The sequence below is a fragment of the Anaeromassilibacillus sp. An200 genome, from assembly GCF_002160025.1.
Taxonomy (GTDB): domain Bacteria; phylum Bacillota; class Clostridia; order Oscillospirales; family Acutalibacteraceae; genus Caccousia; species Caccousia stercoris.
Window position 1 is genome coordinate 16,280 of record NZ_NFJU01000006.1, and the last position, 23,671, is coordinate 39,950.

17 protein-coding genes, 1 tRNA gene and 1 riboswitch are annotated in these 23,671 nt (G+C 58.7%); of the genes, 13 read left to right on the top strand and 5 right to left on the bottom strand.

The genetic code is table 11. The features are described 5' to 3' along the window. Positions 1–63: 63 nt before the first annotated feature. The 9 genes from B5F35_RS04405 (at position 64) to B5F35_RS04445 (ending at position 9,277) form a co-directional block, all read left to right on the top strand. Positions 64–759, top strand: coding sequence for a 5'-methylthioadenosine/adenosylhomocysteine nucleosidase (locus B5F35_RS04405; RefSeq protein WP_087238455.1), 696 nt, complete (start codon positions 64–66; stop codon positions 757–759). A 67-nt stretch (positions 760–826) separates the two neighbouring features. Next, positions 827–902 (top strand) — tRNA-Phe (locus B5F35_RS04410). 158 nt (positions 903–1,060) lie between these two features. Continuing rightward, positions 1,061–1,261, top strand: coding sequence for a hypothetical protein (locus tag B5F35_RS04415; RefSeq protein ID WP_087238457.1), 201 nt, complete (start codon positions 1,061–1,063; stop codon positions 1,259–1,261). Between the two features lie 11 nt (positions 1,262–1,272). Next, positions 1,273–2,484, top strand: coding sequence for an MFS transporter (locus B5F35_RS04420; protein ID WP_087238459.1), 1,212 nt, complete (start codon positions 1,273–1,275; stop codon positions 2,482–2,484). A gap of 119 nt (positions 2,485–2,603) precedes the next feature. Beyond that, a riboswitch (ZMP/ZTP riboswitch) is annotated at positions 2,604–2,704 on the top strand. A gap of 81 nt (positions 2,705–2,785) precedes the next feature. After that, on the top strand, positions 2,786–5,014 hold the full coding sequence (gene pflB, locus B5F35_RS04425; RefSeq protein ID WP_087238462.1) for a formate C-acetyltransferase: 2,229 nt from the start codon (positions 2,786–2,788) through the stop codon (positions 5,012–5,014). Continuing rightward, complete coding sequence (gene pflA, locus B5F35_RS04430; RefSeq protein ID WP_087238464.1) at positions 5,011–5,730, top strand: pyruvate formate-lyase-activating protein; 720 nt, start codon at positions 5,011–5,013, stop codon at positions 5,728–5,730. Before pflB ends, pflA begins: the two co-directional genes overlap by 4 nt. A gap of 197 nt (positions 5,731–5,927) precedes the next feature. Beyond that, positions 5,928–6,374: an adenine nucleotide alpha hydrolase family protein gene (locus B5F35_RS04435; protein WP_242969394.1), complete on the top strand. Its 447-nt coding sequence runs from the start codon at positions 5,928–5,930 to the stop codon at positions 6,372–6,374. 165 nt (positions 6,375–6,539) lie between these two features. Continuing rightward, positions 6,540–7,913 carry an MATE family efflux transporter gene (locus B5F35_RS04440; RefSeq protein ID WP_087238626.1) on the top strand — a complete coding sequence of 458 codons (1,374 nt, stop codon included), beginning with the start codon at positions 6,540–6,542 and terminating at the stop codon, positions 7,911–7,913. Positions 7,914–7,936: 23 nt separating this feature from the next. Further along, positions 7,937–9,277 carry an esterase/lipase family protein gene (locus B5F35_RS04445; protein WP_087238467.1) on the top strand — a complete coding sequence of 447 codons (1,341 nt, stop codon included), beginning with the start codon at positions 7,937–7,939 and terminating at the stop codon, positions 9,275–9,277. Between the two features lie 52 nt (positions 9,278–9,329). On the opposite strand, the gene B5F35_RS04450 is transcribed toward B5F35_RS04445, so the two are convergent. Both B5F35_RS04450 and prmA read right to left on the bottom strand, forming a co-directional pair. Beyond that, positions 9,330–10,445, bottom strand: a complete 1,116-nt coding sequence (locus B5F35_RS04450) for a hypothetical protein (protein WP_087238469.1) — start codon at positions 10,443–10,445, stop codon at positions 9,330–9,332. Beyond that, positions 10,442–11,365: a 50S ribosomal protein L11 methyltransferase gene (gene prmA / locus B5F35_RS04455; protein WP_087238471.1), complete on the bottom strand. Its 924-nt coding sequence runs from the start codon at positions 11,363–11,365 to the stop codon at positions 10,442–10,444. The genes B5F35_RS04450 and prmA overlap by 4 nt, the downstream gene beginning before the upstream one ends. A gap of 127 nt (positions 11,366–11,492) precedes the next feature. Here prmA and B5F35_RS04460 point away from each other — a divergent pair, with 127 nt between their 5' ends. From B5F35_RS04460 to B5F35_RS04475, 4 genes are all read left to right on the top strand, one after another. Beyond that, positions 11,493–12,845, top strand: a complete 1,353-nt coding sequence (locus B5F35_RS04460) for an oligosaccharide flippase family protein (RefSeq protein WP_087238473.1) — start codon at positions 11,493–11,495, stop codon at positions 12,843–12,845. A 67-nt stretch (positions 12,846–12,912) separates the two neighbouring features. Further along, on the top strand, positions 12,913–13,722 hold the full coding sequence (locus B5F35_RS04465) for a putative ABC transporter permease (protein ID WP_242969395.1): 810 nt from the start codon (positions 12,913–12,915) through the stop codon (positions 13,720–13,722). A 201-nt stretch (positions 13,723–13,923) separates the two neighbouring features. Then, positions 13,924–15,744, top strand: coding sequence for a translational GTPase TypA (typA, locus tag B5F35_RS04470; RefSeq protein ID WP_087238477.1), 1,821 nt, complete (start codon positions 13,924–13,926; stop codon positions 15,742–15,744). Between the two features lie 84 nt (positions 15,745–15,828). Continuing rightward, on the top strand, positions 15,829–16,716 hold the full coding sequence (locus B5F35_RS04475) for a 3'-5' exonuclease (protein ID WP_087238479.1): 888 nt from the start codon (positions 15,829–15,831) through the stop codon (positions 16,714–16,716). A gap of 43 nt (positions 16,717–16,759) precedes the next feature. Here the strand turns inward: B5F35_RS04475 and B5F35_RS18660 are convergent, their stop codons facing one another. The 3 genes from B5F35_RS18660 to B5F35_RS04495 form a co-directional block, all read right to left on the bottom strand. Beyond that, a complete protein-coding gene (locus B5F35_RS18660) occupies positions 16,760–17,245 on the bottom strand; it encodes a hypothetical protein (protein ID WP_162611326.1) in 486 nt (161 codons plus the stop codon). A 62-nt stretch (positions 17,246–17,307) separates the two neighbouring features. Then, entirely contained in the window at positions 17,308–22,446 is a 5,139-nt protein-coding gene (locus B5F35_RS04485) for an endo-beta-N-acetylglucosaminidase (protein ID WP_162611327.1), read from the bottom strand. 360 nt (positions 22,447–22,806) lie between these two features. Next, complete coding sequence (locus tag B5F35_RS04495) at positions 22,807–23,646, bottom strand: thioredoxin domain-containing protein (RefSeq protein ID WP_087238488.1); 840 nt, start codon at positions 23,644–23,646, stop codon at positions 22,807–22,809. Positions 23,647–23,671 lie beyond the last annotated feature (25 nt).

The following is a 23,671-nucleotide window of genomic DNA, read 5'->3' on the forward strand; positions in this document are numbered from 1 at the left end:
TGCAATTCGTGCCCGCGCACAGTATAATAGAAAGAAAAACGGTTTGGAAGGAGTCGGCGAGCGATGATAGGGATCATAGGAGCGATGGATATCGAGGTCAACCGCCTGATTGAGGCGATGGAGGACAAAACGCCGGAGACGGTGAGCCGCATGACCTTCTGGCGCGGCACGCTGGCGGGCGTGGCGTGCGTCGTGGCCCGCTGCGGCGCGGGAAAGGTCAATTCCGCCGTCTGCGCCCAGACGATGATCCTGCGCTACGGCGTGGAGATTGTGATCAACACGGGCGCGGCGGGAGGCGTCGGCAGCCGCGACGTGAAGATTGGGGATCTGGTGGTGGCCACGGGCGTCATCCAGCACGACTATGACACCACGGCGATCGACGGGGAGAACGGACATAACCTTTCCCTGCTGAACGAATCGCTCCTGCCTGCAGACGAGCGCGTCTCCGGCCTGCTCGCGGACTGTGCGCAGGAGATCTATGCGGGGAACGTGCACCGCGGCGTGGTGGCAACCGGCGACCAGTTCATCTGCGGGAACGCGCGCCTGCATGAGATTGCGGAACGCACCGGCGCGGTGGCGTGTGAGATGGAGGGCGGCAGCATCGGCCAGGCGTGCGCGCTCGCGGGTGTACCGTTTGCCGTCCTGCGTGCGATCTCCGACAACGCCGACGACAACGCTGTGGTCGATTTCCCGAAATTTGTCCTTGAGGCGGCGGAGAAGAGCGCGGCTCTGCTCATGAAGGCTCTGCCCCGGCTGTAAAAAAATCTTATTTTCCTCTTGATTTTCTCCCCTGAGGTGTGCTATAATCCAAAAGCTGACAAAACACGCCTCTGTAGCTCAGTTGGTAGAGCAGGGGACTGAAAATCCCCGTGTCGGTGGTTCGATTCCGCCCGGAGGCACCAGCATTAGGATCGGTGACCTGCCCGAAAGCAGGGGCTTTCCCGGCAAAGAAAGCCTGAAAAAGAGAAGCCAATAACATTTTCCAGCTGTCTGCAAAGATGGCGAAGAGTGTTATTGGCTTTTTTGCTGTCCCGAACCCCATCAAAAGGAGAGAGTTGTTATGAATCACGCCATCAATGCTTATTTCCAATCCTTGATCCAGCGGGCGGGAGGCCCCAAGGCATTTGCAAACCGGTATGGTCTGTCCGCCCCCACGATCGAAGCCTGGGCGGCGGGGACACGCCGCGCCCAGGAAAATTCCCTGACTGTCGTTGCCTGCGCTTTGGGGCTGGGAGCCTCCGGCTGGACAAAGCTTTGCTGAGGGGGAGACCAATGAAAGGAAAGCTCAATTCTTACACCCACACCATTTCCGCCTGCTTCATCGGCTATGTGGTGCAGGCCATCATTGTCAATTTTGCGCCCCTGCTTTTCCTGACCTTCCAGACCAGCTACCACATTCCTTTGTCCCGGATCACCATGCTGGTGACCGTCAATTTCGGCGTGCAGCTTCTCGTGGATCTGATTTCCGCCGGGTTTGTGGATAAAATCGGTTACCGCGCTTCCATGCTGCTCGCCCATCTCACCGCCGCGGGCGGGCTGATTCTGCTGGCTTTCCTGCCGGACGCCCTGCCGGATCCCTTCCTCGGCCTTCTGATTGCCGTGGTGGTGTATGCCATCGGCGGCGGGCTGCTGGAGGTGCTGGTCAGCCCCGTCATGGAATCATGTCCCACGGACAACAAGGAGAAGGCCATGAGCCTGCTGCACTCCTTCTATTGCTGGGGACAGGTGGGCGTGGTGCTGCTCTCCACCGTGTTCTTTTCTGTGTTCGGGATCGGGAACTGGAAAATCCTCGCCCTGATTTGGGCGTTGATTCCGGTGCTGAACCTGCTTTATTTTACAGCCGTGCCGATTGCCCCGCTGATGCAGGAGGGCGAGCGCGGCCTGAGCGTGGGAGAGCTTTTCAAAAGCCGGATTTTCTGGCTGCTGCTTTTGATGATGACCTGTGCCGGGGCCAGTGAGCAGGCGGTAAGCCAGTGGGCGTCCACCTTTGCGGAGCAGGCTCTGGGGGTGAGCAAAACGGTGGGCGATCTGGCCGGGCCGATGGCGTTTGCCGTCTGCATGGGGCTTTCCCGTCTGTTCTACGGCAAGTATGGCGATCGGATCGACCTGGACCGCTTTATGGCGGGCAGCAGCCTGCTGTGCGTGCTCTCCTATCTCGTCATCTCGCTGATCCCCGTGCCCGCGCTGGGATTGATTGGATGCGCGCTGTGCGGTCTGTCGGTGGGCATCATGTGGCCGGGCACGTTCAGCAAGGCGGCCGCGTCCCTGCGCGGCGGCGGCACGGCGATGTTTGCGCTGCTGGCCCTTGCGGGCGATCTCGGCTGCTCCGGCGGCCCGACGCTGGCGGGGATGATTTCGGCGCGGGCAGGGGATAATCTGCGCGCCGGGATCCTGGCTGCCGTTGTGTTTCCTGTGCTTTTGCTGCTTGGCCTGTGGCTGCTGCGCAGAGTCAAGGCGCGGGAGAAAACCGTTTCCAAAATATAAGAGGCACAAATCCGCGCGCCGTTTCCGGGGAAATCTTCACCCTTTTTCCGAAATTGCGGTTTGGATCGAATCCCCGCTTGACGGCGTCCGGCGCGCGTGCTATGATAAAGCCAAAGAGAAAAAGGCCCCATTACTGACGGAACCCGGCCAAGGCCGGAATGGTGGATGGACCACCGGGGAATGGGTCGCCTGTGAAACGCCGACCGTCTGGGCAGCATCCTTTGTGGTGCTGCCCTTTTTGTTTTGCAGAAAGGGCAGCGCGCGGGGTGTTTGGAGACAAAACGGAAAGGTGTGTTGTTTGATGACAGCTTGGAAAGACTTTACTCCCGGTATTTGGCAGGAAGAAATCAACGTTCGGGATTTTATTCAGCACAATTATACGCCGTATGACGGGGACGCGTCGTTCCTGGCCGGGCCGACGGAGCGCACGCTGGCGCTGTGCGGGGAGATGGACGAGCTGTTCCGCCAGGAGCACGAGAAGGACGGTGTGCTGAAGATTGACGTTGATACCGTCATCACCCCCACTGCCTTCGCTCCCGGTTATCTGGACAAGGAGAAGGAGATTATCGTCGGCTTCCAGACCGATGAGCCGCTCAAGCGCGCCTGCAATCCCTTCGGCGGGATGCGCATGGTGCACGACGCGTGCAAGGCGTACGGCTATACCGTTTCTGAGAATGTGGAGCAGCAGTTCCGCCAGCACCGCACGCACAACGACGGCGTGTTCTCCGCTTACACGCCCGAGATCCGCGCGGCGCGCCATTGCGGGCTGATCACCGGCCTGCCGGACGCTTACGGCCGCGGCCGCATCATCGGCGACTACCGCCGCGTGGCGCTCTACGGTGTGGACCGCCTGATCGAGGAAAAGAAAAAGGATAAGCTTGCGCGCGGCGAGGAGCCGATGCTCGAGCGCACCATCCGCGCGCTCGAGGAGCTTTCCATGCAGCTCGAGGCGCTCGAGGACATGAAGAAGATGGCGGCTTCTTACGGCTTTGACATTTCCCGCCCGGCGGAAAATGCCCGCGAAGCCGTGCAGTGGACGTACTTCGGCTATCTCGCTTCCATCAAGGAGCAGAATGGCGCCGCGATGAGCCTGGGCCGCGTCTCCACCTTCCTCGATATCTACTTCGAGCGCGATCTGCGCGAGGGGATTCTCGACGAGTCCGGCGCGCAGGAGATCATGGACGATTTCGTGATGAAGCTCCGCATGGCGCGCCATCTGCGCACGCCCGATTACAACGAGCTGTTCGGCGGCGACCCGATGTGGATCACCGAGTCGATCGGCGGCATCGGGGAGGACGGCCGTCACCTCGTCACGAAAAACTGCTACCGCATGCTCAACACGCTCTATAATCTGAATCCCTCCGCCGAGCCGAACCTGACGGTCCTCTGGGCCGAGGCGCTGCCGGAGAACTGGAAGCGCTTCACGGCGAAGGTTTCCTGCGACACCGATGCGCTGCAATATGAGAACGACGACGTGATGCGCCCGCTCTACGGCGACGACTACGCGATCGCCTGCTGTGTTTCCGCGATGAAGGTCGGCAAGCAGATGCAGTTCTTCGGCGCGCGCGCCAACCTCGCAAAGCTTCTCCTGCTGGCTCTCAACGGCGGCCGCGACGAGAAGAAGAATATGCAGGTCGGCCCGGAGCACGAGCCGTATCAGGGCGAGTATCTCGACTATGACAAGGTGGTGGAGCTCGTTGACTTCTACCGCCCGTGGCTGGCGAAAACGTATGTGAGCGCGATGAACATCATCCACTACATGCACGACAAATACTGCTACGAAAAGACGCAGATGGCGCTGCACGATTCCCATGTGCACCGCTTCATGGCCTTCGGCATCGCGGGCATGAGCTGTATGGCCGATTCTCTTTCCGCCATCAAATATGCGAAGGTGCGCTGCGTGCGTGACCCGGAGACAGGCCTCATCACCGACTACGAGATCGAGGGCGAATATCCGGCCTTCGGCAACGACGATGACCGCGTCGATTCCATCGCCGCGGAGCAGGTGGAGCTGTTCTGCAAGGAGCTCAAGAAGAATCCGCTTTACCGCGGCGCGGAGCATACGCTGTCCATCCTGACGATCACCTCGAACGTGATGTACGGCAAAAAGACCGGCTCCACCCCGGACGGCCGCAAGGCGGGCGAGCCGCTGGCTCCGGGCGCGAACCCGATGGCGGGCCGCGACCGCTCCGGCGCGCTGGCTTCGCTCAATTCCGTTGCAAAGCTCAGCTATGATGTCTGCCGCGACGGCATCTCCAACACCTTCTCCATCGTGCCGCAGGCGCTTGGCAAGACGGACGACGAGCGCGTGACGAATCTGGTGTGCATCCTCGGCGGCTATTTCGGCCAGAAGGCGCACCACCTGAACGTGAACGTCCTCAACCGCGAAACACTCATGGCCGCCTACGAGCATCCGGAGGATTACCCGAACCTGACGATCCGCGTTTCCGGCTACGCGGTCAACTTCTACAAGCTTTCCCGTGAGCAGCAGCGCGAGGTCATTGCCCGCACGTTCCATGTGAGCGTATGACGGGGCGGCTTCATTCGATCCAGTCGCTCGGCGCGGTGGACGGGCCCGGCATCCGGGCCGTCGCCTTCTTGCAGGGCTGTCCGCTGCGCTGTGCGTACTGCCACAATCCCGACACTTGGGATCCCTCCGGGGGCGAACCGATCGAGGCCGCGGAGCTGGCGAGAAAGCTGCTTCGCTACCGGTCATACTGGGGAAAAGAGGGCGGCGTCACCGTCACGGGCGGCGAACCGCTTCTACAGGCCGCGTTTGTGGAAGAACTCTTCACAATCCTGCAAAGCGAGGGCGTGCACACCGCGCTGGACACCTCCTGCACGGGAGACCTCGCCGCCGCTGAGCGTGTCCTGCGCCATACCGATCTTGTACTGGCGGACCTCAAGTTCCTCACCGAGGAGGACTATGCGGCATATTGCCGGGGGAGTCTCGCCCGTGTCAAAGAGTTTCTGCGGCTGACCGAGCGCATGGGTGTGCCGCTGTGGATCCGGCATGTCGTGGTGCCCGGCCTGACGGACGGGGAGGAGCATATCCGCGCGCTTGGGCGCGAGGCGGCTTCCTATTCCAACCTGCGGAAAATCGAGCTGCTTCCGTTTCGCAAGCTGTGTCTCGAAAAATACCGCACGATGGGGATTCCGTTCCCGCTTGAGGATACTCCGGAGATGGACGAAGCCCGCTGCCATGCGCTTTTCCGCCTTCTGCCGAAGGTGGGGGAGACGCGCTGAAAACCGGGTCGAAAATTGGGAAAAGTGCTGTCCGAAACGGTGGAAAACTTTCAGTAAATTGTGGAAAAATGTAGAAATAAAAAATTCATAATTTGTTCATTTATTATACATGCGCCGTTCTTCAATCAGCGGAAAAAATCTCCTATACTGAGGATGGAGAAAGCCGGAAAATCCGGCTCAGAAAGGAGGTTCCCGCTTTGAAAGCGAAATCAGCCGTGATGGTCTGCGTCACGGGACAGCGCGACTGCGACAGGCTTATCCGGGCCGGGCGCAGGCTGGCGGATCAGGAGGCATGTGATTTGCATGTGCTCTGTGTGCAGCCCGTTGAACCGTGCGGAACATCATGCGGCGAAGAATTGGAGTATCTGCGCCAGACGGCAAGGGACGCCGGCGCGGAGATGACCGTGTATTTTCAGGACAACGCCCCCGTGATTGCGGCCAGCTTTGCCCGCCGGATTGGGGCCAAACATATCTTTACAGGAATGGCCGAGGCGCCGGTCAACGGCTTTGTGGAGATCCTTCACAAGCTGCTGCCGAAAACGCCGATCTCGATGGTGGCCAAAAGCGGAGTGATTTACAACATTTGGCCGGAGGAGGCCAAATCCGCCGCACGCCCCGCCAAGCTTGCCCCGGCCCTCAAATAAATAAAATGAAAACGCCCCGCCGCAACCTTTGCGGCGGGGCGTTTTGCCTCTCTGCGCTTGCGGGAGGCGGGGAGATATGATAAACTGAATATAACTGCAATCGTGCGCCGGAGCGCGGGCGGAGTGTGCGCCCACCTGTCCGGCGCGGGGGAGGAACACAATTTCATGGCAAAAGTACGCGATATGACGCAGGGGCGTCCGGCCAGGCTGATCCTGTCCTTCGCCCTGCCGCTTATGCTGGGCAATATGTTCCAGCAGATGTATGTGATGGTCGATACCATGGTGGTCGGCAAGTTCGTCGGGGTGGACGCGCTGGCGTCCCTCGGTGCGGCGGACTGGCTCAACTGGCTGGTGATCGGTCTGGTGCAGGGCCTGACGCAGGGCTTTTCCATCCAGATTTCCCAGCGCTTCGGCGCGGAGGACTGGGACGGCCTGAACCGTGCGATTACCGGCACGATCCTGCTCTCCGGCGCGGTGGGGGCCGTGCTGACGGCGGCGGCGCTGCTGCTGGCGGAGCCGGTGCTTCTGCTGCTCCATACGCCCGCCGATATCCTGCCGGGCTCGCTCGATTACCTGCACGTCATGTTCTCCGGTACGCTGGCGCTCATGGGCTACAATGCGTTTGCGTCCATCCTGCGGGCGATGGGCAACAGCCGCACCCCGCTGATCGCGATGGTGATCGCCTCGGTGCTGAATGTCGGACTGGATCTGCTGTTTGTGCTGGTGTTCCACTGGGGGATCGCCGGGGCGGCGGGCGCGACGGTACTCGCGCAGGTCGTCTCGTGCCTGATCTGCCTGTGGGCAATGCGCGGCCTGCCGATCCCGCGCATTGAGAAATCCCAGTGGCGTCTGGGCGCGCCTCTCATGCGCCGCCTGTTCAGTCTCGGCGCGCCGCTTGCCCTGCAAAACACCATCATTGCTGTGGGCGGCATGGCGGTGCAGTCCGTGGTGAACGGTTTCGGCGTCCTTTTTGTGGCAGGGTATACGGCCACCAACAAGCTGTACGGCCTTCTGGAGATTGCCGCTACCTCGTTTGGCTTTTCCATGGCGACGTACACGGGCCAGAATCTCGGCGCGAAGCGGTATGACCGGATCCGCTCCGGAATCCGTGCGGGCCGCCGGATGGCTGTCCTCACCGCGCTGGTGATTTCCGCTTTGATGATCCTGCTGGGGCGGTACATCCTTATGCTGTTTATCTCCGGCGATCCGCAGCAGCAGGAGCAGGTGATGGCGGTGGCATACCGCTATCTGTTCATCATGAGCTCTATGCTGTTTGTGCTGTATCTGCTGCATGTATACCGCTCGTCGCTTCAGGGTATGGGTGATACGATTGTGCCAATGGCATCCGGCTTTATCGAAATGTTTATGCGTGTGGGAAGCGTACTGTTTCTTCCGGCCTTTGTCGGGCAGGACGGTGTGTTTCTCGCGGAGGTCATTGCCTGGACGGGCGCGGCGGTTTTGTTGATTGTAATGTTTTATGTCCGGCTGCGCCGTCTGGAAAGCGGGCTTCCCCTGCGCGGGAAGAAAAAGGCAGCCTGACTGCGAAAAGAGGAGGAATCAGGATGAATCGGGCGGAAAAAATAACCGGAACGATTGTGGCGGTGGTTCTTGCCAATCTTCCGGTGTGCGGTGCGCTTTTGGGATTCGGCCCGCTCATGGGGGCGGGACTGGCGTTTGCCCTGTGGCTGTGCTTCATAGCAATCAACGTTTTGCCATTGTGGCAAAAAGACTGCTTCACACGGCTCGGCATGATGCTGGGGGGCGAAATCCTCACGGAGATCAACACCGTGGCCTGCACGGTCAATTTCTGCCTGTATCTGTACTGGCTGCTGAACATGGGCCGTCTCGGAATCTCCCTGCCGCAGCTTTTGATCGGCATTGTGTATGCTGTTCTGATTGGCCTGATCCTCTGCGTAAACGGGGTGGCCCGCATGCTTGTCACCTCCGTGCAGCTCGGGATCCGGGGGCGTGTGCTGCTGCTCCTGTGCTGGTGGATTCCCCTGCTCAATCTCTTCCTGCTCTGGCAGACCTGCCGCGCCGTGCGGCAGGAATACCTGTTTGAAACGGAGAAAAAGGAGCTTGACGCGGTGCGCCGTGAGAATACTCTGTGTGCGACGCGCTATCCGCTGGTGCTGGTGCACGGCGTCTTTTTCCGGGATCAGCGCTTCTTCAACTATTGGGGCCGCGTCCCGGCGGAGTTGATCCGCAACGGCGCGTGCGTCTGGTACGGAAACCAGCAGTCGGCGGCCTCGGTAGCCTCCTGCGCGGAGGAGCTGAAAGCGCGTGTGGAGGAGATTGTCCGCGAAACGGGCTGTGAAAAGGTGAACCTGATCGCGCATTCCAAGGGCGGGCTGGACAGCCGCTGGGCGATTTCCCGGCTGGGGCTGGCTCCGCTTGTGGCCTCCCTTACGACGATTAACACGCCGCACCGCGGCTGCGCCTTTGTTGACTGGCTGCTTGGCAAGTGCCCGCCGTCCATCTGCGCGTTCATCGCCAAAAGCTACAACGCGGCCCTGCATCGTTTTGGGGATCCAAATCCCAATTTCATGGACGCTGTGCAGGATCTGACCTCCTCCCGCTGCAAGGAGCTGAACGAGGAGATGCCGGATGTGCCGGGTGTGCGGTACCGCAGCGTCGGATCCCGGATGCGATCCTCCTTCTCCGCGCCGATGCCGCTTTTTCTGACATGGCGCTTCGTCCGCCACTTCGACGGCCCAAACGACGGGCTGGTGGGCGTGGAGTCCATGCGCTGGGGTGAGTCGTTTGAGATGCTGGAGCCGCCGGGGCGGCGGGGTTTGTCCCACGGCGACCTGATTGATCTCAACCGTCAGAACATCCCCGGCTTTGATGTGCGCGAGTTTTACGTCTCTCTGGTGAGCCGCCTGCGTGAAGAAGGACTATGAAAGACCGGCCCCCTCTCCCAAATGATGCGGGAGAGGGGGCCGGTTTGTTTTTTCATATCTGAGGTGTGTTCGTGTCCTGATTGTGTGCCGTTTCGGATGTAGATGCGTCCGCCTGTGGTTCAGCTGCATTCGCCTGCGCCTGCGGGGCGGGTTGGATCCACCGGGAGAGCAGGAGACTGAAACGCTTCGGGCTTCCCCCGAGGAAGGCATTCTTCGCCAGCGGAAGCGGGGGCAGGTTCGGCGGATAGATCCAGAAGCAGTCGTCCGTTTCGACAATACCTCTTGTCTGCTCATAACGGAACGAAAGCGGCTGTCCGCCGGTGGGGAACACCACGAAATACTGCGGGTAGAAATCCGCGGGGCCGACCGGCGTGGAGACACGGCAGGCAAAGCCGGGGAGCACCGTCGGAACCGGTTGGCTGCGGCGGATTGACCGGGCGAGGAAAATCACCAGCAGGACAAAGAGCAGGAGCCCCAGCGAGAAGAGCACCAGGGAAAGCGTCTCCATCCAATCGGAAGCGGCGGTGTTTTCCACAGCGGCGGTGGGATCGGTGGAAAACGAGACAGAGCCCGCCAGAGAGCCAAGAGCATCCAGCTCTTCCTGGCCCAAGGCTTCGTCGGCCTGCGCCGGGTACAGGGAGAGGTAAATCCACTGGCCGCCGTATACCGTTTCATAGTAGCGTAAAGTGATGCTTTCGCCCATTTCCTCGGAAAAGAGCAGGAAGGGCTGCCCCGCCAGCTTTTCCACCGTTGCGGTGGAACGTCCGGGCGGGTCGCTTTCCCAGTCGATCGGGTATTCCTCGATCCGGCTCTGCAATTCGCTTTCGCTCTCCGCGGCATAGGAGCCGATCGCCTGGCTTTCCTCGTTCTGCCATGCTTCCACGGAGAGGAACGCGCCCGAATCCGGGAAATATGCTTCCAGCAGCGTTCCCGTCTGCTCATAGTATTGATTCAGATCGTCGGCGGTGAAATAGCCCGTCAGCGGAATGAGCGGATCGCTGTCCTCCACGGGGTATTCCAGCACGCGCAGTTCCTCGGGGAGCGTGAAGCGGATCCCCTGCTCCGCGAAGGAGTATTCTTTTCCAGCGGCCAAAGCGGCGGGGCATACGGCGGCAATCCATACAACAGCCGCCATCAGCAGGGCTGTAAGTTTCCGTTGATTCTTCATTTCAGGCGGGCTGCCAGCGCGATCCAGCCCTTCTCCTCTCTGCGCGCCACCAGTTCAAAGCGCGGCGCGATCGCCGCGAGAACCTCTTCCTCCCGCGTATCGATGATCCCGCTCATCAAATAGAGCGCGCCCGGCTTGAGGAAACGCTCGATGTCCTTGGTCAGCCGGATGATCACGTCCGCGACAATGTTTGCTGCCACAATATCATACTGCCCCGTCACCTTGTCGGTCAGATCGCCGCACACGGCAGTGAAGCGGTCCTCCACCTGGTTGAGTGCGGCGTTTTCCCGGGCGGTTTTCACCGCCAGCTCGTCGATATCCACGCCCACGGCGGAGCCTGCCCCAAGCAGCAGAGCAGCCACGGACAGAATACCGCTGCCGCAGCCGACGTCGAGCATCGACTGGCCGGGCTGCACATATTCTTCCAGAAGCTGCATGCACAGGCGCGTCGTCTCATGCGTACCGGTGCCGAAGGCAAGGCCGGGATCGAGGCTGAGCACCACACGATCGTCTCCGGCGGATCCGTCGTATTCCTCCCAGGTGGGGCGGATCAGAAGCCGCTCTCCCACAGGAATCGGCTTGAAATATTTCTTCCAGTTGTTGATCCAGTCCTCCTCGGCGCAGGAAGCCGTGGTGATTTCGTGCGCGATCCCTTCCGCCTGATACCGCTCCCGCAGGAACGACACCGCTTCGGCGGGGTTTTCCTCCGGGCTGATGTAGACGTGCACCACGCCTTTTGTCCGATCCTTTTTCAGAAGCTCCTCATCAATGAGGTCAATGTGGGCGATTTCCATCGCCTCCTCCTCCAGATGGGAGTAATCCTCCATATAAATCCCGTAAGGAACCACCATCTGTGCGATATCCCCCGCGCGGTCCACGTCCCGCGCCTCCACAGTGATGCAAATTTCCGTCCAATCCATATATTGTAATATCCTTTCTGTCTGGTTTTCCATAACATGTGTGGATCAATTATAGCATAATTTTGCGGAGGAGGATAGACTTATTTTCCCTTCTGACGAATAGGAATAGGGAGAAGGGGGTGAGGCCATGGCAGGGAGACGGGCTTTTGTGCGCGGGGCGGCGGTGCTCACGGGAGGGACGCTGCTGCTGCGCCTGAGCGGGATTCTGTTCCGCTCGTATCTGTGTGTGCGCATCGGGGACGCGGGCATGGGACTGTACCAGCTTATTTTCTCCCTGTTTGCTTTGGCGGTGACGGCCTGCACCTCCGGCCTGGGGCTGGCGGTGACGCGATTGGCCGCAGAGGGCGGGGGCGCGCTCGGCACGCTGCGGCGCTGTGTGCTGCTGGCTTTTTCCGCAAGCCTGGCGGCGGGCGCCGCGCTGTGGGCGGGGGCTTCGCCGCTGGCTTTGCAGGTGCTTTCGAGTCCTCTGGCCGTGCGGCCCCTGCGGATCCTTGCGTGCGGTCTGCCGTTTATGGCGTGCTGTGCCTGCCTCAAGGGCTGGTTTCTCGCGGAGGGGCGCCCGGGTGTTCCCGCCGCTGCCGATATTCTCGAACAGGCTGTGTCGATCGGCACGGGCGTGGGGCTGCTGAACGTCCTGCCGCCGCTCGAAGCACTTATGCTCGGATCCACGCTCGGGGAGGTTTCGTCCTTCTCCCTCGCGGGGCTCTGCTTCCTGCGCTGTGCCAAGGGGAAAAAACGCGGCGCGCCCGCGCCGGTGCGGGGGATTTTGCGGATCGCCGTGCCGGTGGTCAGCAGCTCGTTTGTCCGCAGCGGCCTGAGCAGCCTGGAAAACCTGCTGGTGCCGCGCGGCTTCCGCCTGCATGGGGCGGATCTGGAAAGCTCGCTGTCCCAGTATGGGCGGATGCAGGCCGTAGCCATGCCGGTGATCTGGTTCCCGGCGGCGATCGTGACCTCCGTGTGCCAGCTTCTGGTGCCGGAACTGGCCGGGGCGGCGGCACGCGGGGACAAAGCGGCGATCCGCCGCACGGCGGGGAAAGCGATCCGCTTCACGCTTACCTTCTCCTTTTTTGTCACGGCTCTGCTCATCGTCTTTGCCGATCCCCTCTGCCGCTTCTTCTTTCAGAGTGCTGAGGCCGGGAACCTTTTGCGGATCATGGCTCCCATTGTGCCGCTGATGTATGTGGACAATGTGGTGGACGGGATGCTCAAGGGACTGGATCAGCAGATGTTTTCTTTCCGGTGCAATCTCGCGGATTCGCTGCTGCGCGTCGCGGCGGTGGCGCTGCTGCTTCCCCTCTGGGGAATGGCGGGCTATGCGGCCATCCTGTTTTTCAGCGAGATTTTCAATGCTTCCCTTTCCATTTACCGGCTGCTTCGGGTCACGGAGCTGGATGCCGACCCCGTCACCTGGGTGGTACTCCCGGCGGTGGGGGCCGCGCTGCTGTATTATCTGCTCTCTCTGCTGCTGGCATTTTTCTGAGCGGTTGCGGGGAAGGGCTGCGTTATGCTACAATAAGCGGAAGAACCTGCCGAAAGGAGGACGCTTTGTGTCCGATCCCAGAATTTTGTTTCTCCTGTTTCTAAGCTACAGCGCCGTTGGCTGGCTGTGCGAAAGCATCTACTGTTCCATCCCGGCACACCGTTTTATCAACCGGGGTTTTCTCAGCGGTCCGGTCTGTCCCGTCTACGGGGTGGGCGCTCTGCTGGCTGTTTTTCTGCTCACGCCGATCGCCTGGTCAGTGCCGCTGCTTTATCTGGGAGGAGCGCTCGTCACCAGCGTGCTGGAGTATGTCACAGGATGGCTGCTGGAAACAATTTTCCACGCGAAATGGTGGGATTATTCCGATAAAAAATGGAATCTGCACGGCAGGGTATGCCTGAAAAATTCTCTGCTGTTCGGTGTGATGTGTGTAGTGCTCATGCGCGTCATTCATCCTGTTTTGCTTGGGTGGGTGGAAAAGCTTTCACCGCTTGTTCTGTCGATCGTAAGCGTGGTTCTTCTGGCCGTTTTCGCGGCGGATGTTGTGGTTTCCGTGCTGGGTGCTTTGCAGCTGCGCGGGAAGCTGGAGGATTTGCAGCAGATTCTCGACGAGCTGCGCGAGCGCACGGAATCGGCTGTCTCGGAGCAGCGCAGCGCGGTGTTTGCTGCTGTGGATACGCTGGGCCAGCGGGCGCAGGCCGGACGGGAGGAGGCCGTGGACCGTCTGCGCGAGCGGCAGGCACGCCTGGAGCAGAGTCTGCGCTTTGCGCACAGGAGACTTTTGGCAGCGTTCCCGACGATGCGTGTGCGCACTGGCCGGGAAGCGATCGCCCGTCTGCGGGAAGCCGCTGCCCGCAGACGGAAGAAGAAGGATTGAGATCGGTTTGGGCATACGGCACAGGAATGACGGGGCATGGCGGAAAAAAGTCTGTCACAAAAAAGATTTTCATTTTTGCCCCGGTATGCTATACTATTATATTGTGCAATCGCCCTTCTGCGGGTGGAAAAGAGAACGGAAAGGCGCCGGCGCCGCGACAGCCGGGCCGCGGAATTGTCGAAGAGAAGAGGTTACACAAGTATGGATGTGAGATCGGATATCAGAAATATTGCCATCATCGCGCACGTCGACCACGGCAAGACCACGCTGGTCGACCAGCTTCTGCGCCAGAGCGGCATTTTCCGCAGCAACGAGGCGGTGGCCGAGCGCGTTATGGACTCCAACGATCTGGAGCGTGAGCGCGGCATTACCATCCTTTCCAAAAACACCGCCGTCAGCTACGACGGCGTGAAGATCAACATTGTGGATACGCCCGGCCACGCCGATTTCGGCGGCGAGGTGGAGCGCATCCTGATGATGGTGGACGGCGTGCTGCTGCTGGTGGACGCGTTCGAGGGCTGCATGCCCCAGACGCGCTTTGTGCTGAAAAAGGCGCTCGGCCTGGGCAAGAAGCCCGTCGTCGTGGTCAACAAGGTGGATCGCCCCGGCGCGCGCCCGCTTGAGGTGGTCGACGAGGTGCTCGACCTGTTTATTGAACTTGGCGCGAACGATGATCAGCTGGAATTCCCCGTGGTGTATGCGTCCGGCCGCGACGGCTACGCCAGCACGGATCCGAATGTCCCCGGCACGGATATGAAGCCGCTGTTTGAGATGATCCTGCGCGAGGTGCCCGCTCCCCAGGGCGACCGGAACGGCCCGGCGCAGATTCTGTTTTCCAACATTGACCATGACGATTATGTGGGCCGCATCGGTATCGGCCGCGTGGAGCGCGGTTCGGTGCGCGACGGACAAGCCATGGTGCTCTGCTGCCGCGACGGTTCCACCCGCAACGTGAAAATCGGCAAGCTTTACCAGTTTGAGGGACTGCGCCGTGTGGAGGTCGAGTCTGCCGCGCTGGGCGATCTGGTGGCGGTGTCCGGCTTTACGGATCTGAACATCGGCGAGACGGCCTGCGCACCGGACTGTGTTGAGCCGCTGCCCTTCGTCAAGATTGACGAGCCGACCGTCTCCATGCTGTTCATGGTCAACAACAGCCCCTTTGCGGGCCGCGAGGGCAAGTATGTGACAAGCCGCAACCTGCGCGACCGCCTGTTCAAGGAGGTCGAGACGAACGTGGCCATGCGCGTGGAGGAAACCGATTCCGCCGATACCTTTAAAGTCTCCGGCCGCGGCGAGCTGCACCTGTCGATCCTCATCGAGCAGATGCGCCGCCAGAACTATGAGTTCCAGGTATCGAGCCCGCATGTGATTTACAAGGAGATCGACGGCAAGCTGTATGAGCCGATCGAGCTTCTGATGATCGAGGTGCCGGATTCCTATGTGGGCGCGGTGATGGAGAAGCTCGGCGGCAGAAAGGCCGAGATGATCAACATGGGTACGCGCGACACGGGCGTGACGCACCTGGAATTTAAAATCCCGGCGCGCGGCCTGATGGGCTACCGCCAGGAATTCCTCACGGATACCAACGGCAACGGCATCATGAACAACGTGTTCGACAGCTATGAGCCGTATAAGGGAGATATCCCGGAGCGCCCGCAGGGATCGCTTGTTGCGCATGAGACGGGCGAATCCACCGGCTACGGCCTCTGGTACGCGCAGGATCGCGGCCGCCTGTTCATCGGGCCCGGTGTGGAGGTCTACGAGGGCATGATCGTCGGCGTGAGCCCGAAGGCGGAGGACATCACCGTGAACGTCTGCAAGAAGAAGCACGTCACGAACACCCGCGCCTCCGGCTCGGATGAAGCGCTCAAGCTGACGCCTCCCACGGTGCTGAGCCTGGAGCAGTGCCTGGAATTCATCAAGAACGACGAGCTGGTGGAGGTCACGCCGAAGAGTGTGCGCATGCGCAAGACCATCCTGAGCAAGGAGCAGCGCATGAAGCTGGCCAGCAAGAAAAAATAACAACAATCGGGCGGCTGTGCCGGAGTTCCCGGTGCGGCCGCCCTGCTGCAAATACACAGGCAGCCCGGAACGGAGGGAACGAAGATGCCGGAAAAAACGTATGTCATCCTGGATCTGGAATGGAACGGCACCTACAGCCGCCGGATCAAGGGCTTTATCAATGAGATCATCGAGTTCGGAGCGGTCAAGGTCGACGAATCGCTCAACATCCTCGACACCTATGAGGCGCTGGTGCGCCCGCAGGTGGGAAAGAAAATCAGCGGGAAGATCTGCACGCTTACAAGCATCACAAATGAGGAATTGGAGGGCGGCCTGCAATTTATGCAGGTGACAAGCCGTTTCCGCAAGTGGATGGGCGGGGCTGTGCTTCTGACCTGGGGTACCTCGGATATCCTCACACTGATCGAAAACTGCCGTTATTTCTGCGGGAACCAGCGGATCCCGTTTCTGGATAAATACATTGATTTGCAAGCCTACTGCCAGCAGATGCTGAACGCGGAGCCGGGCCGCCAGCTGGGCCTGACAACGGCGGCGGAGCTGCTTGGCATCAGCGGAGACGATTTCGATCACCACCGCGCTTTAGGGGACAGCCTGCTTTCCCTGCGCTGTCTCCAGCGGGTGTACGATCCGCTTCGTCTTTCCGCGATGGAGCAGACGGCGGACGACGAGTTTTACCGCCGCATGACGTTCAAGACCATGATCCTGTGTGATCTGAACAGCCCGCTGATTCGCCCCGGCGACATGGTGTTCCACTGCGCGGACTGCGGCCGCCCGGCCCAGCGCGTCGGGGACTGGCAGCTCAAGAACAAAAGCTACCGCGCGATCTTCACCTGCCGCTCGTGCCACAGCAGCTTTTACGGCCGTGTGCAGTTCAAGCTGAAATATGAAGGGCTGATGGTGAAAAAGAGCGTCATCCCGATCCGCCCGGAGAGCGCGGCGCCGCAGCCACAGCCTCAGCCGCCGCAGGAGTAAATGCTTTTGGCACGGCGGGATGCTCTATTTCTTTATGAATATTTTACAAAGCTGTGATGGAGAGACAGCGCGGCGCGTAGTATGATAAGGACAGAGAAAAGTGCTTCAGCCCGGTAAAGGGATGCAGGACAAAAAAGCGGTTTCCCTGGGCTGAAAGGATTTGTTCAGAATGGAGTGTGCCGCCATGCTGCCTTGTCAGAACTCTTGCCCTCATTATCGGGAGGGCTGCCACAAAACCTGTTCGCACTGGAAAACGTTCGTCCAACGCAATGGGATCGAGCGGGAAAAGAAAAAGAAATACCTCGCTTTTTACGGTGAACGGTGCAGTACGGTGATTCGCCAGTGCTATCAGATCATGCCGTCGTTTTTGTACCGGTGAGTGAAAAAGTGCGGTGAGGAAGCTTTCGCCTGCAAATCGGCGAAGCCGTGAAGGCCGAAAAACAGCGCGGCGATTTTTTGCAGGGATATTTTTTGGTAAATGGAAACGGGATCGGATGCCCCGCCGGGGGCGTCCGATCCCGTTTCTCATACGCTTTGAAACCTTCGCCAACATGCTTTCCCCGTTTCCGGGGAAAGCAAGCCGGGAAACATTCAGGCAATCGTCACAACGGTGACGGGCTTGGGAGACTTGTTGATGTAGAAGCCGCAGGCGTCGCCGGGCTTGCCGGTGGCGCGGATGCGGAAGAACCAGTCTTTGCCTTCGTTCTTCACGAATTCCACGGTAAATGAGGAAGATCCGGCAACGAGATCCGGCTTTTCGTTCGCGGTCAGCTTGAACTGGTATTCACCGTTCTCGCTGAGCTGGAAGGGAGCCGTCGTGTCGCTGATCACACCGCCGGGAGCGTCCCCGCCTGTGACGGAGACGACTTTCCCGCCGTTGACCAGTACATCCGCCGTCTGGCCGGGAGTCACCACGGTTACCCGGAAGAAGTAGTCGTTCCCCTTCTGGGAGGCAAGCTCCACCCGGAAGGCGCTGCTGGTGACGGTCATCACCGGAACGGTACCGTCCTTTGAGGTAATGCGGAACTGATAGGAACTGTCTGTGATATGCAGATCCGCAGTGGTGTCACTCACAAAGGAGGAGGACATCGGCGGAGTGGAAGTGCCCGTGCCAGTGCTGGAGCCGGTTTCCGGAGTGGGGAGGGGCTTGCCGATGTAGCCCGGCTGGTTTTCCTCCCAGGAATCGGAGGGTCTGGAGGGCTTTGTTTGGACAGGCACCAGTTTTTTCTGTGCGTTTTCCAGCGCCTTGAGCGCCTTTGTCACATCGGCCTGCGTGGCGGTGTCGTCCGCGTTGACTTCCTCAGCCTTTGCCAGAGCGGCGGCAAAGACGGCCCAGCTCTTTTCGGTGTACTTGGTTTCGTCATAGGTGAGGGCCTTGTCGATGGCTGCCTGCAAAGCAGTTTTGTCCACGGAAGGCTCCTCGGGATCGGAGATCAGTACCAGGTTTTTCCGCGCATTTTCCAGCGCATTGAGGGCCTTCGTCACGTCAGCCTGCGTAGCGGCGTCATCCGCGTTGACTTCCTCAGCCTTTGCCAGAGCGGCGGCAAAGACGGCCCAGCTCTTTTCGGTGTACTTGGTTTCGTCATAGGTGAGAGCCTTGTCAATGGCCTCCTGCAAAGCAGTCTTGTCCACCGAAGGCTCCTCAGGAACAGGGGTTCCCTTCATGCTCCACTCGTAAATGCGGGTGGAAGGCCATTGAGCAGAACTGTCGCCCTTTGTCACATGCAGACGGAAATAACGTCCGGTGACGGTTTCGCCCTCTGCGACAAAGTCATAAGTTGTGCGGTCTTCCTGATTGTCAACATAGGAAGCCACTGTGACCCAGTTTTCATCATTGTTCAGGAAGGCTTCGTCCGCCAGCTGTTCAGGGGTGGGGTTCTCTTCCTTGAGCACCTGAAGGGCAAAGTCGCGGGTATTACGCTTGGAACCGTCTGAGGAAACGCCCGCATGGGACATATTCCACTCGGTTACGACATAGAAATCCCCCACATCGATCACCAGATCGGAAGCGATGGCATTTCCCCCGGGGCACCATTTGGTGCTTTCATCGTCGTCAAAGGCAAATTCCGGATCCTCAGCGGGATTATGGTCGCTCTCTTCTGTGGCATAGAGAATGGTGGGATTTTCCGTTATCACGATGGGAGCCGCGCTGCCGCTGCCCACAACAATGGTCAGTGTGCTTTCAAACGAATCCTTTTCGTTGGTATACGTCACAAGATAGGTATTGTCCTCCATCAAAGGCTGATCCAAATCCTTGACGGTTTCGCCGTTCTGGGTGCGCACGGTGTAGGAGATATCCTTTGTGGAGGGAACCGCGTCAAAATCCACGCCGTCCGCCAGGAAGGGTTTCCCGTCGATCGGTGCCGCATTCTGCAAATCGGCGTACAGTGTGCCGCGGATCGTGACGGCTTTGTTCACAAATTCCTCGATCACGTCCCGCAGCGTTTCTTCCTCGGAAAGCTCCTTCTGCACCGGATCCGCCGGCAGGCAGTAGATGCCCGAATAGACGGTGGGGTGCTGGTTCTGGAAGGTGACCGGGCAGGAGAGGGACTCCACAAACTCACGCTCCGGCGTTCCCTCGCTCAGATCCAGGCGGTTTTCGGAGATATCAACAGACTTCAGGTCAGGATAGGTTCCGGAGGCGTTGAGCTTTTCCAGACCCAAGCCGCTCAAATCGATCTTTGTCAAAGCTTCACAGCCGCTGAGATCGATCTCCCGCAGGTTTTTGCATCCGCTCAGATCCGGAATGGTGGTGGGAAGCGTACAGCCGCTGAGATTCAGCCCGGTCATGCCGGTGAGAAGGTCCAGGCCGGTGAGATCCTGCACCTGTGTGCCGGAGAGATCCAGTGTCCCGGTGAAATTCGGAAGCTCATCCAGATAAGGGCTGGCCTGCCGCATGACTTCTGCGCGCAGAACCGGATCGGGAATTTCCTTTTCTGTGATGACGCCTTCTCCACTCGGGATCAGGGACTCACCGTCATACAGCAGGACGGTGGGATCGGACTGGTTGCCGGCAAAGTCCTCTGTGACAATGCTCAGTGTGCCGTTTTCGGTCAGACTGAAATTCATCGTGGCGGTTCCTCTGGTGACAGCGCCGCGCTTGAAGTCGGTTACAGGCTGGCCGTTCAGGGATACATGCAGCTGATACCAGTCCACGGAATCGGGATCCAGCAGACGCACAGAGGATTTTTCGGTGAGGATCACATCCTCCGCCGCGATCGGCTCGGAATAACTGTCGTTCGACCAGCCGCGGTAGCAGATAGGCTCGCCCCTGTCATCTCCGCGGACGGCATAAATTTTCAGATCGTACTCGTAGCCTTCCTCCACGGGAAGAGGCACTACCGCCGAGGTGGCGCTGCCGTCCTCCAGCGTATAGGGATAAGTCTGGTTGTCGGGATCGCTGGACGCAATATTGCGCAGGGTGACTTCAAATTCGTAGCGGTCGGGAGCACCGTCCGCGGGAGTCTGGAAGGAGACCTGCAGCTCTCCGGGGGTGGAGGCCCGCGTCAGCAGGCCGCTGGAGGTTTTGCCTTCCTTCACCTTGACGTTGCTGACCTTATCGCTGTAGGTATAGGTCAGTGTGGCGGGATCGCTTTCCGTACCGTCCGGGCCTACGGCGCACAGCTCCAAATCAATGTCCGTTTTCTCGTCAAATACGGATTTTACATACAGAATGTTGTCATAGATGCCGCCCAGATAGACGCGCTTGCCGTCAGAGAGGGTGCCATAGACATTATACTGCTTGACTTCGGAATAGTCTGCCAGATCCCATTTGAGGATCATTTCACCGGAGGAATAAGCATAGTCGATCTTAAATCCGGTGGGGGTGGCGGGCTTGTCCGTGCTGTCGGAGATTTTCAGGCCGCCCACGTTCATCTGATAGTTATCAGCTGTTCCCTCAAATTCCAGGGTGATGGCCGCGATCGATCTTCCCGCATAGCTGGAAAGATCCAGCTCAACGGTCTGCCAGTCCCCCGCGGTCTCGGATCCGGAAATTTCCACCTTTTCGGTGGTCTCCGGGGCATCCTTGAAGATCAGGCCCAGCTTCATGGTGACCGCGTCGTTTGAGGTCTTTTGGAAGGTGACGGAGGCTTTTGAGTTTCCGTTGACATCCAGATCCGTTTTATACAGATGCAGGCTGTTCGCTTTGTCAATGGAGCCGTACACCACCAGGGAGGAGCCGCCCTCATAGGCGCCCACCTGGGTGTAGGGCATCGTCATGGGCTGTTTGTCTTTGTCGTAATTAGTCAAAGCGTCGCCATAGTCGAAGTCAGCTTCCAGCTTCTTCTGGCCTTCGCTTTCGATCCACCACTGCCAGGTGGGCAGGATATCCTGAATGTTGATGTTGGTCCACGCTTTGTCAGCGGAAACATCGCCGTCCACAAAATACTGCATGCCGTGGCCGGTGTTGAAATTGGTGTAAAACTGCGTCCCGCTGATGACGGAGCGCTCCGCGATGAAGTCTGCCACGCCGACCCAGCCGGAAGCGTCGTCAACCCCGACGTCCTCACGCTTGTAGCCTGACTGCAAACCGGTGTCGGTGGGATCCTCTTTCACGCCGGAGAAGAACATCCGCTCACGCTCGGCCACCATCCACTGGTATTCATCGCGCTGCATGTTGGGAATTTCATTTTCTACCTTAATGCTGTCATCCAAACCACGCTGATACCAGTCGCTGGGGGTGAAGAGCGCCACACTTGCGCGGGGGTTCCCATCCGAGTCATACAGAGCGCTGATATCCCTTGCGCTGGAGTGGCCACCGCTGAATTTATTCTGGTTGCACTCCAATCCGATGAAGATGGATTCAAATGGATTGACTCCGATTTGACTGGCGTATGTAAGGGAGTTCTCAATTCCATATTTCCAATCATAGTTGACAAAGACGGAATTGTTGATCTGCCCATGCTCATCATCCTTGAGCCATGCGGCCTTGGAAGCGTTGAAATTGCTGTTGGTGTCATACCACTGGGTATACATTCCGCGCTTGGTCAGCTCAGCCATGAAGGGCTTAAAGTCCTCCATGTTTCCTTCCTCCTGGTTGAGGAAGTAGCCGTCAAAGCCCATGTATTCCGCGATTTCCACCAGCTTGTCGATCAGAGGGAAATTGCCGTTTTCGTCCTTTGCGATCAGATCGGCGCACGTCTGGCCGGGGCGGAAAAGGGGATCAAAGTAGATGCAGGCGATCGACATGACGCCGTTTTTGTGCGCAGCGTTGGTGTAGGCTGAGCTGGGAATGTTCACGATTCCGAATTCAAAGCCTCTGGCCTGCCAGTCGCTGGTAATGGGATCGTACAGCGCCTGCGGGGTGTAGGCGGTGGCGGCGCCGTGCCAGGGGGAGAAGTAGTCGGCGTACTGCCAGAAATTGAGCACATGCTCGCCGAATTTGTCGGTGTACATGGTGCTGTTGAAAAAGCTGTTTCCGTAGTCGCCCTGCATGAGCATTACCTGGGCTTCGGATTCCAGGTAGGGCTTGGCCTGTGTTTGCTGGAAGGGATCGATCCGTGTCTGCAAAGGCACCTCTGCACGCATAAATTCCGCGTACGGATCGGTTTCCGGGCTCCAGTTTTCGATGTCTTTGACACGGTATCCCGCAAAGCTGGGCTCTGCGGACGCCTTTTCATTTGGCCAGGAATCGGCCGCCTGAACGGCAAATGAGCCGTAAGAAGAGACAAGCATCGCGATGGCGACCAGCGTGGCGCTTATCTTCCTGAGCTTCCCTTTTTGATTCAAGTGGATGCTCCCCTTTCTTTTATGAGCTTTTCCGATAAAAAGCTCATATTTCATAAAATTCTTTCCCAATGTTTTCCATGTTCGTAAAGGCTGCGGTATGTTTCCAAAGGTGTAACCATTTTCTCTGGTTTCCCAACAGAGAAAAACACAAAAGGAAGATAACACTAAATCGTATTTTTGTCAATATATACTATAGCTTTATTTGGAAAAAAGAAAGAGAAAATACGGCCAAGGATATGCATAGATGAAAAAAGATTCAATTTAATGAAATAAATGCCTTTTCTATCTCCGGATTTTTTCATGAGATCCAACAGCACAGGCAGGAAAAAACAGGAGGCAATTTTTCGATAAAAATTTGTTTTATTCCTGGAAAACCGAAAAATCAAAGTCCAGCCCGCCGCCATCCAGAAGGCCCTGTTCCAGCCCGGCGGAAATTTCGTCGTATCCGGCCAGATAGGAGTCACGGAGAAACACAATGGGAACCATCTGCTTGTCCTCGGGTACCTCATATTTTTCAAACAGATAACGGATGCGCTCCGGGTTGCTGCCGGTGCGGCTGTTCAGGGAATAAACGGTCACGGTGCTTTCCGTCCCGTTGATCTCCATGGTTTCGGGCAGCCCGTCCATCACCGGCTTTGTGGTGACGCACTCCGGGCAGGTGGAGCGGTAAAAATACAGCACGACAGATTCCCCGGGATCCGCGCTCGGGAAATCGCGGAACAGATCGTCCTCGGGCGCTTTTTCCACGGTGAAGGCAAGCTCGTCCGGCGTGACCGCCGCCTCTCCCGCGGAGAGGAAGTTTTCACGCAGAGATTTTTCAATCTCTTCCAGGCCGAACAGTTCCTTGCCGTTGATCACCAGCATGGGGAAGCTGGCCGATTCGGGATCAAGCCCATACTGCTCCATTACACGTTCAAAGCTTTTGCTTCCCTCTGTCTGAAAGACGTTCTGCATTTCCAAAGTATAGGGATAGAGCTCCCGCACATCGCCGATCTGTTCCTCAAAGATGGAAAGGAAATCCTTTGTGCCGTCACAGGCGCCGCAGGCGGTGTCGTGGAAAAAGTAGAGCGATACGCTCCGGGGACGATCGTTTTGATTTGCCTCCTTTTCATTCTGTGCGCATGAAGGAAGGAGGAGAAGAAGGAAAAGCAAAAGGACGGCAGCGATCCTTTTGCCGTGTTGGATAGGGATGCGTTTCATAGTCTGCGGCTCCTTTCGTTGTTTT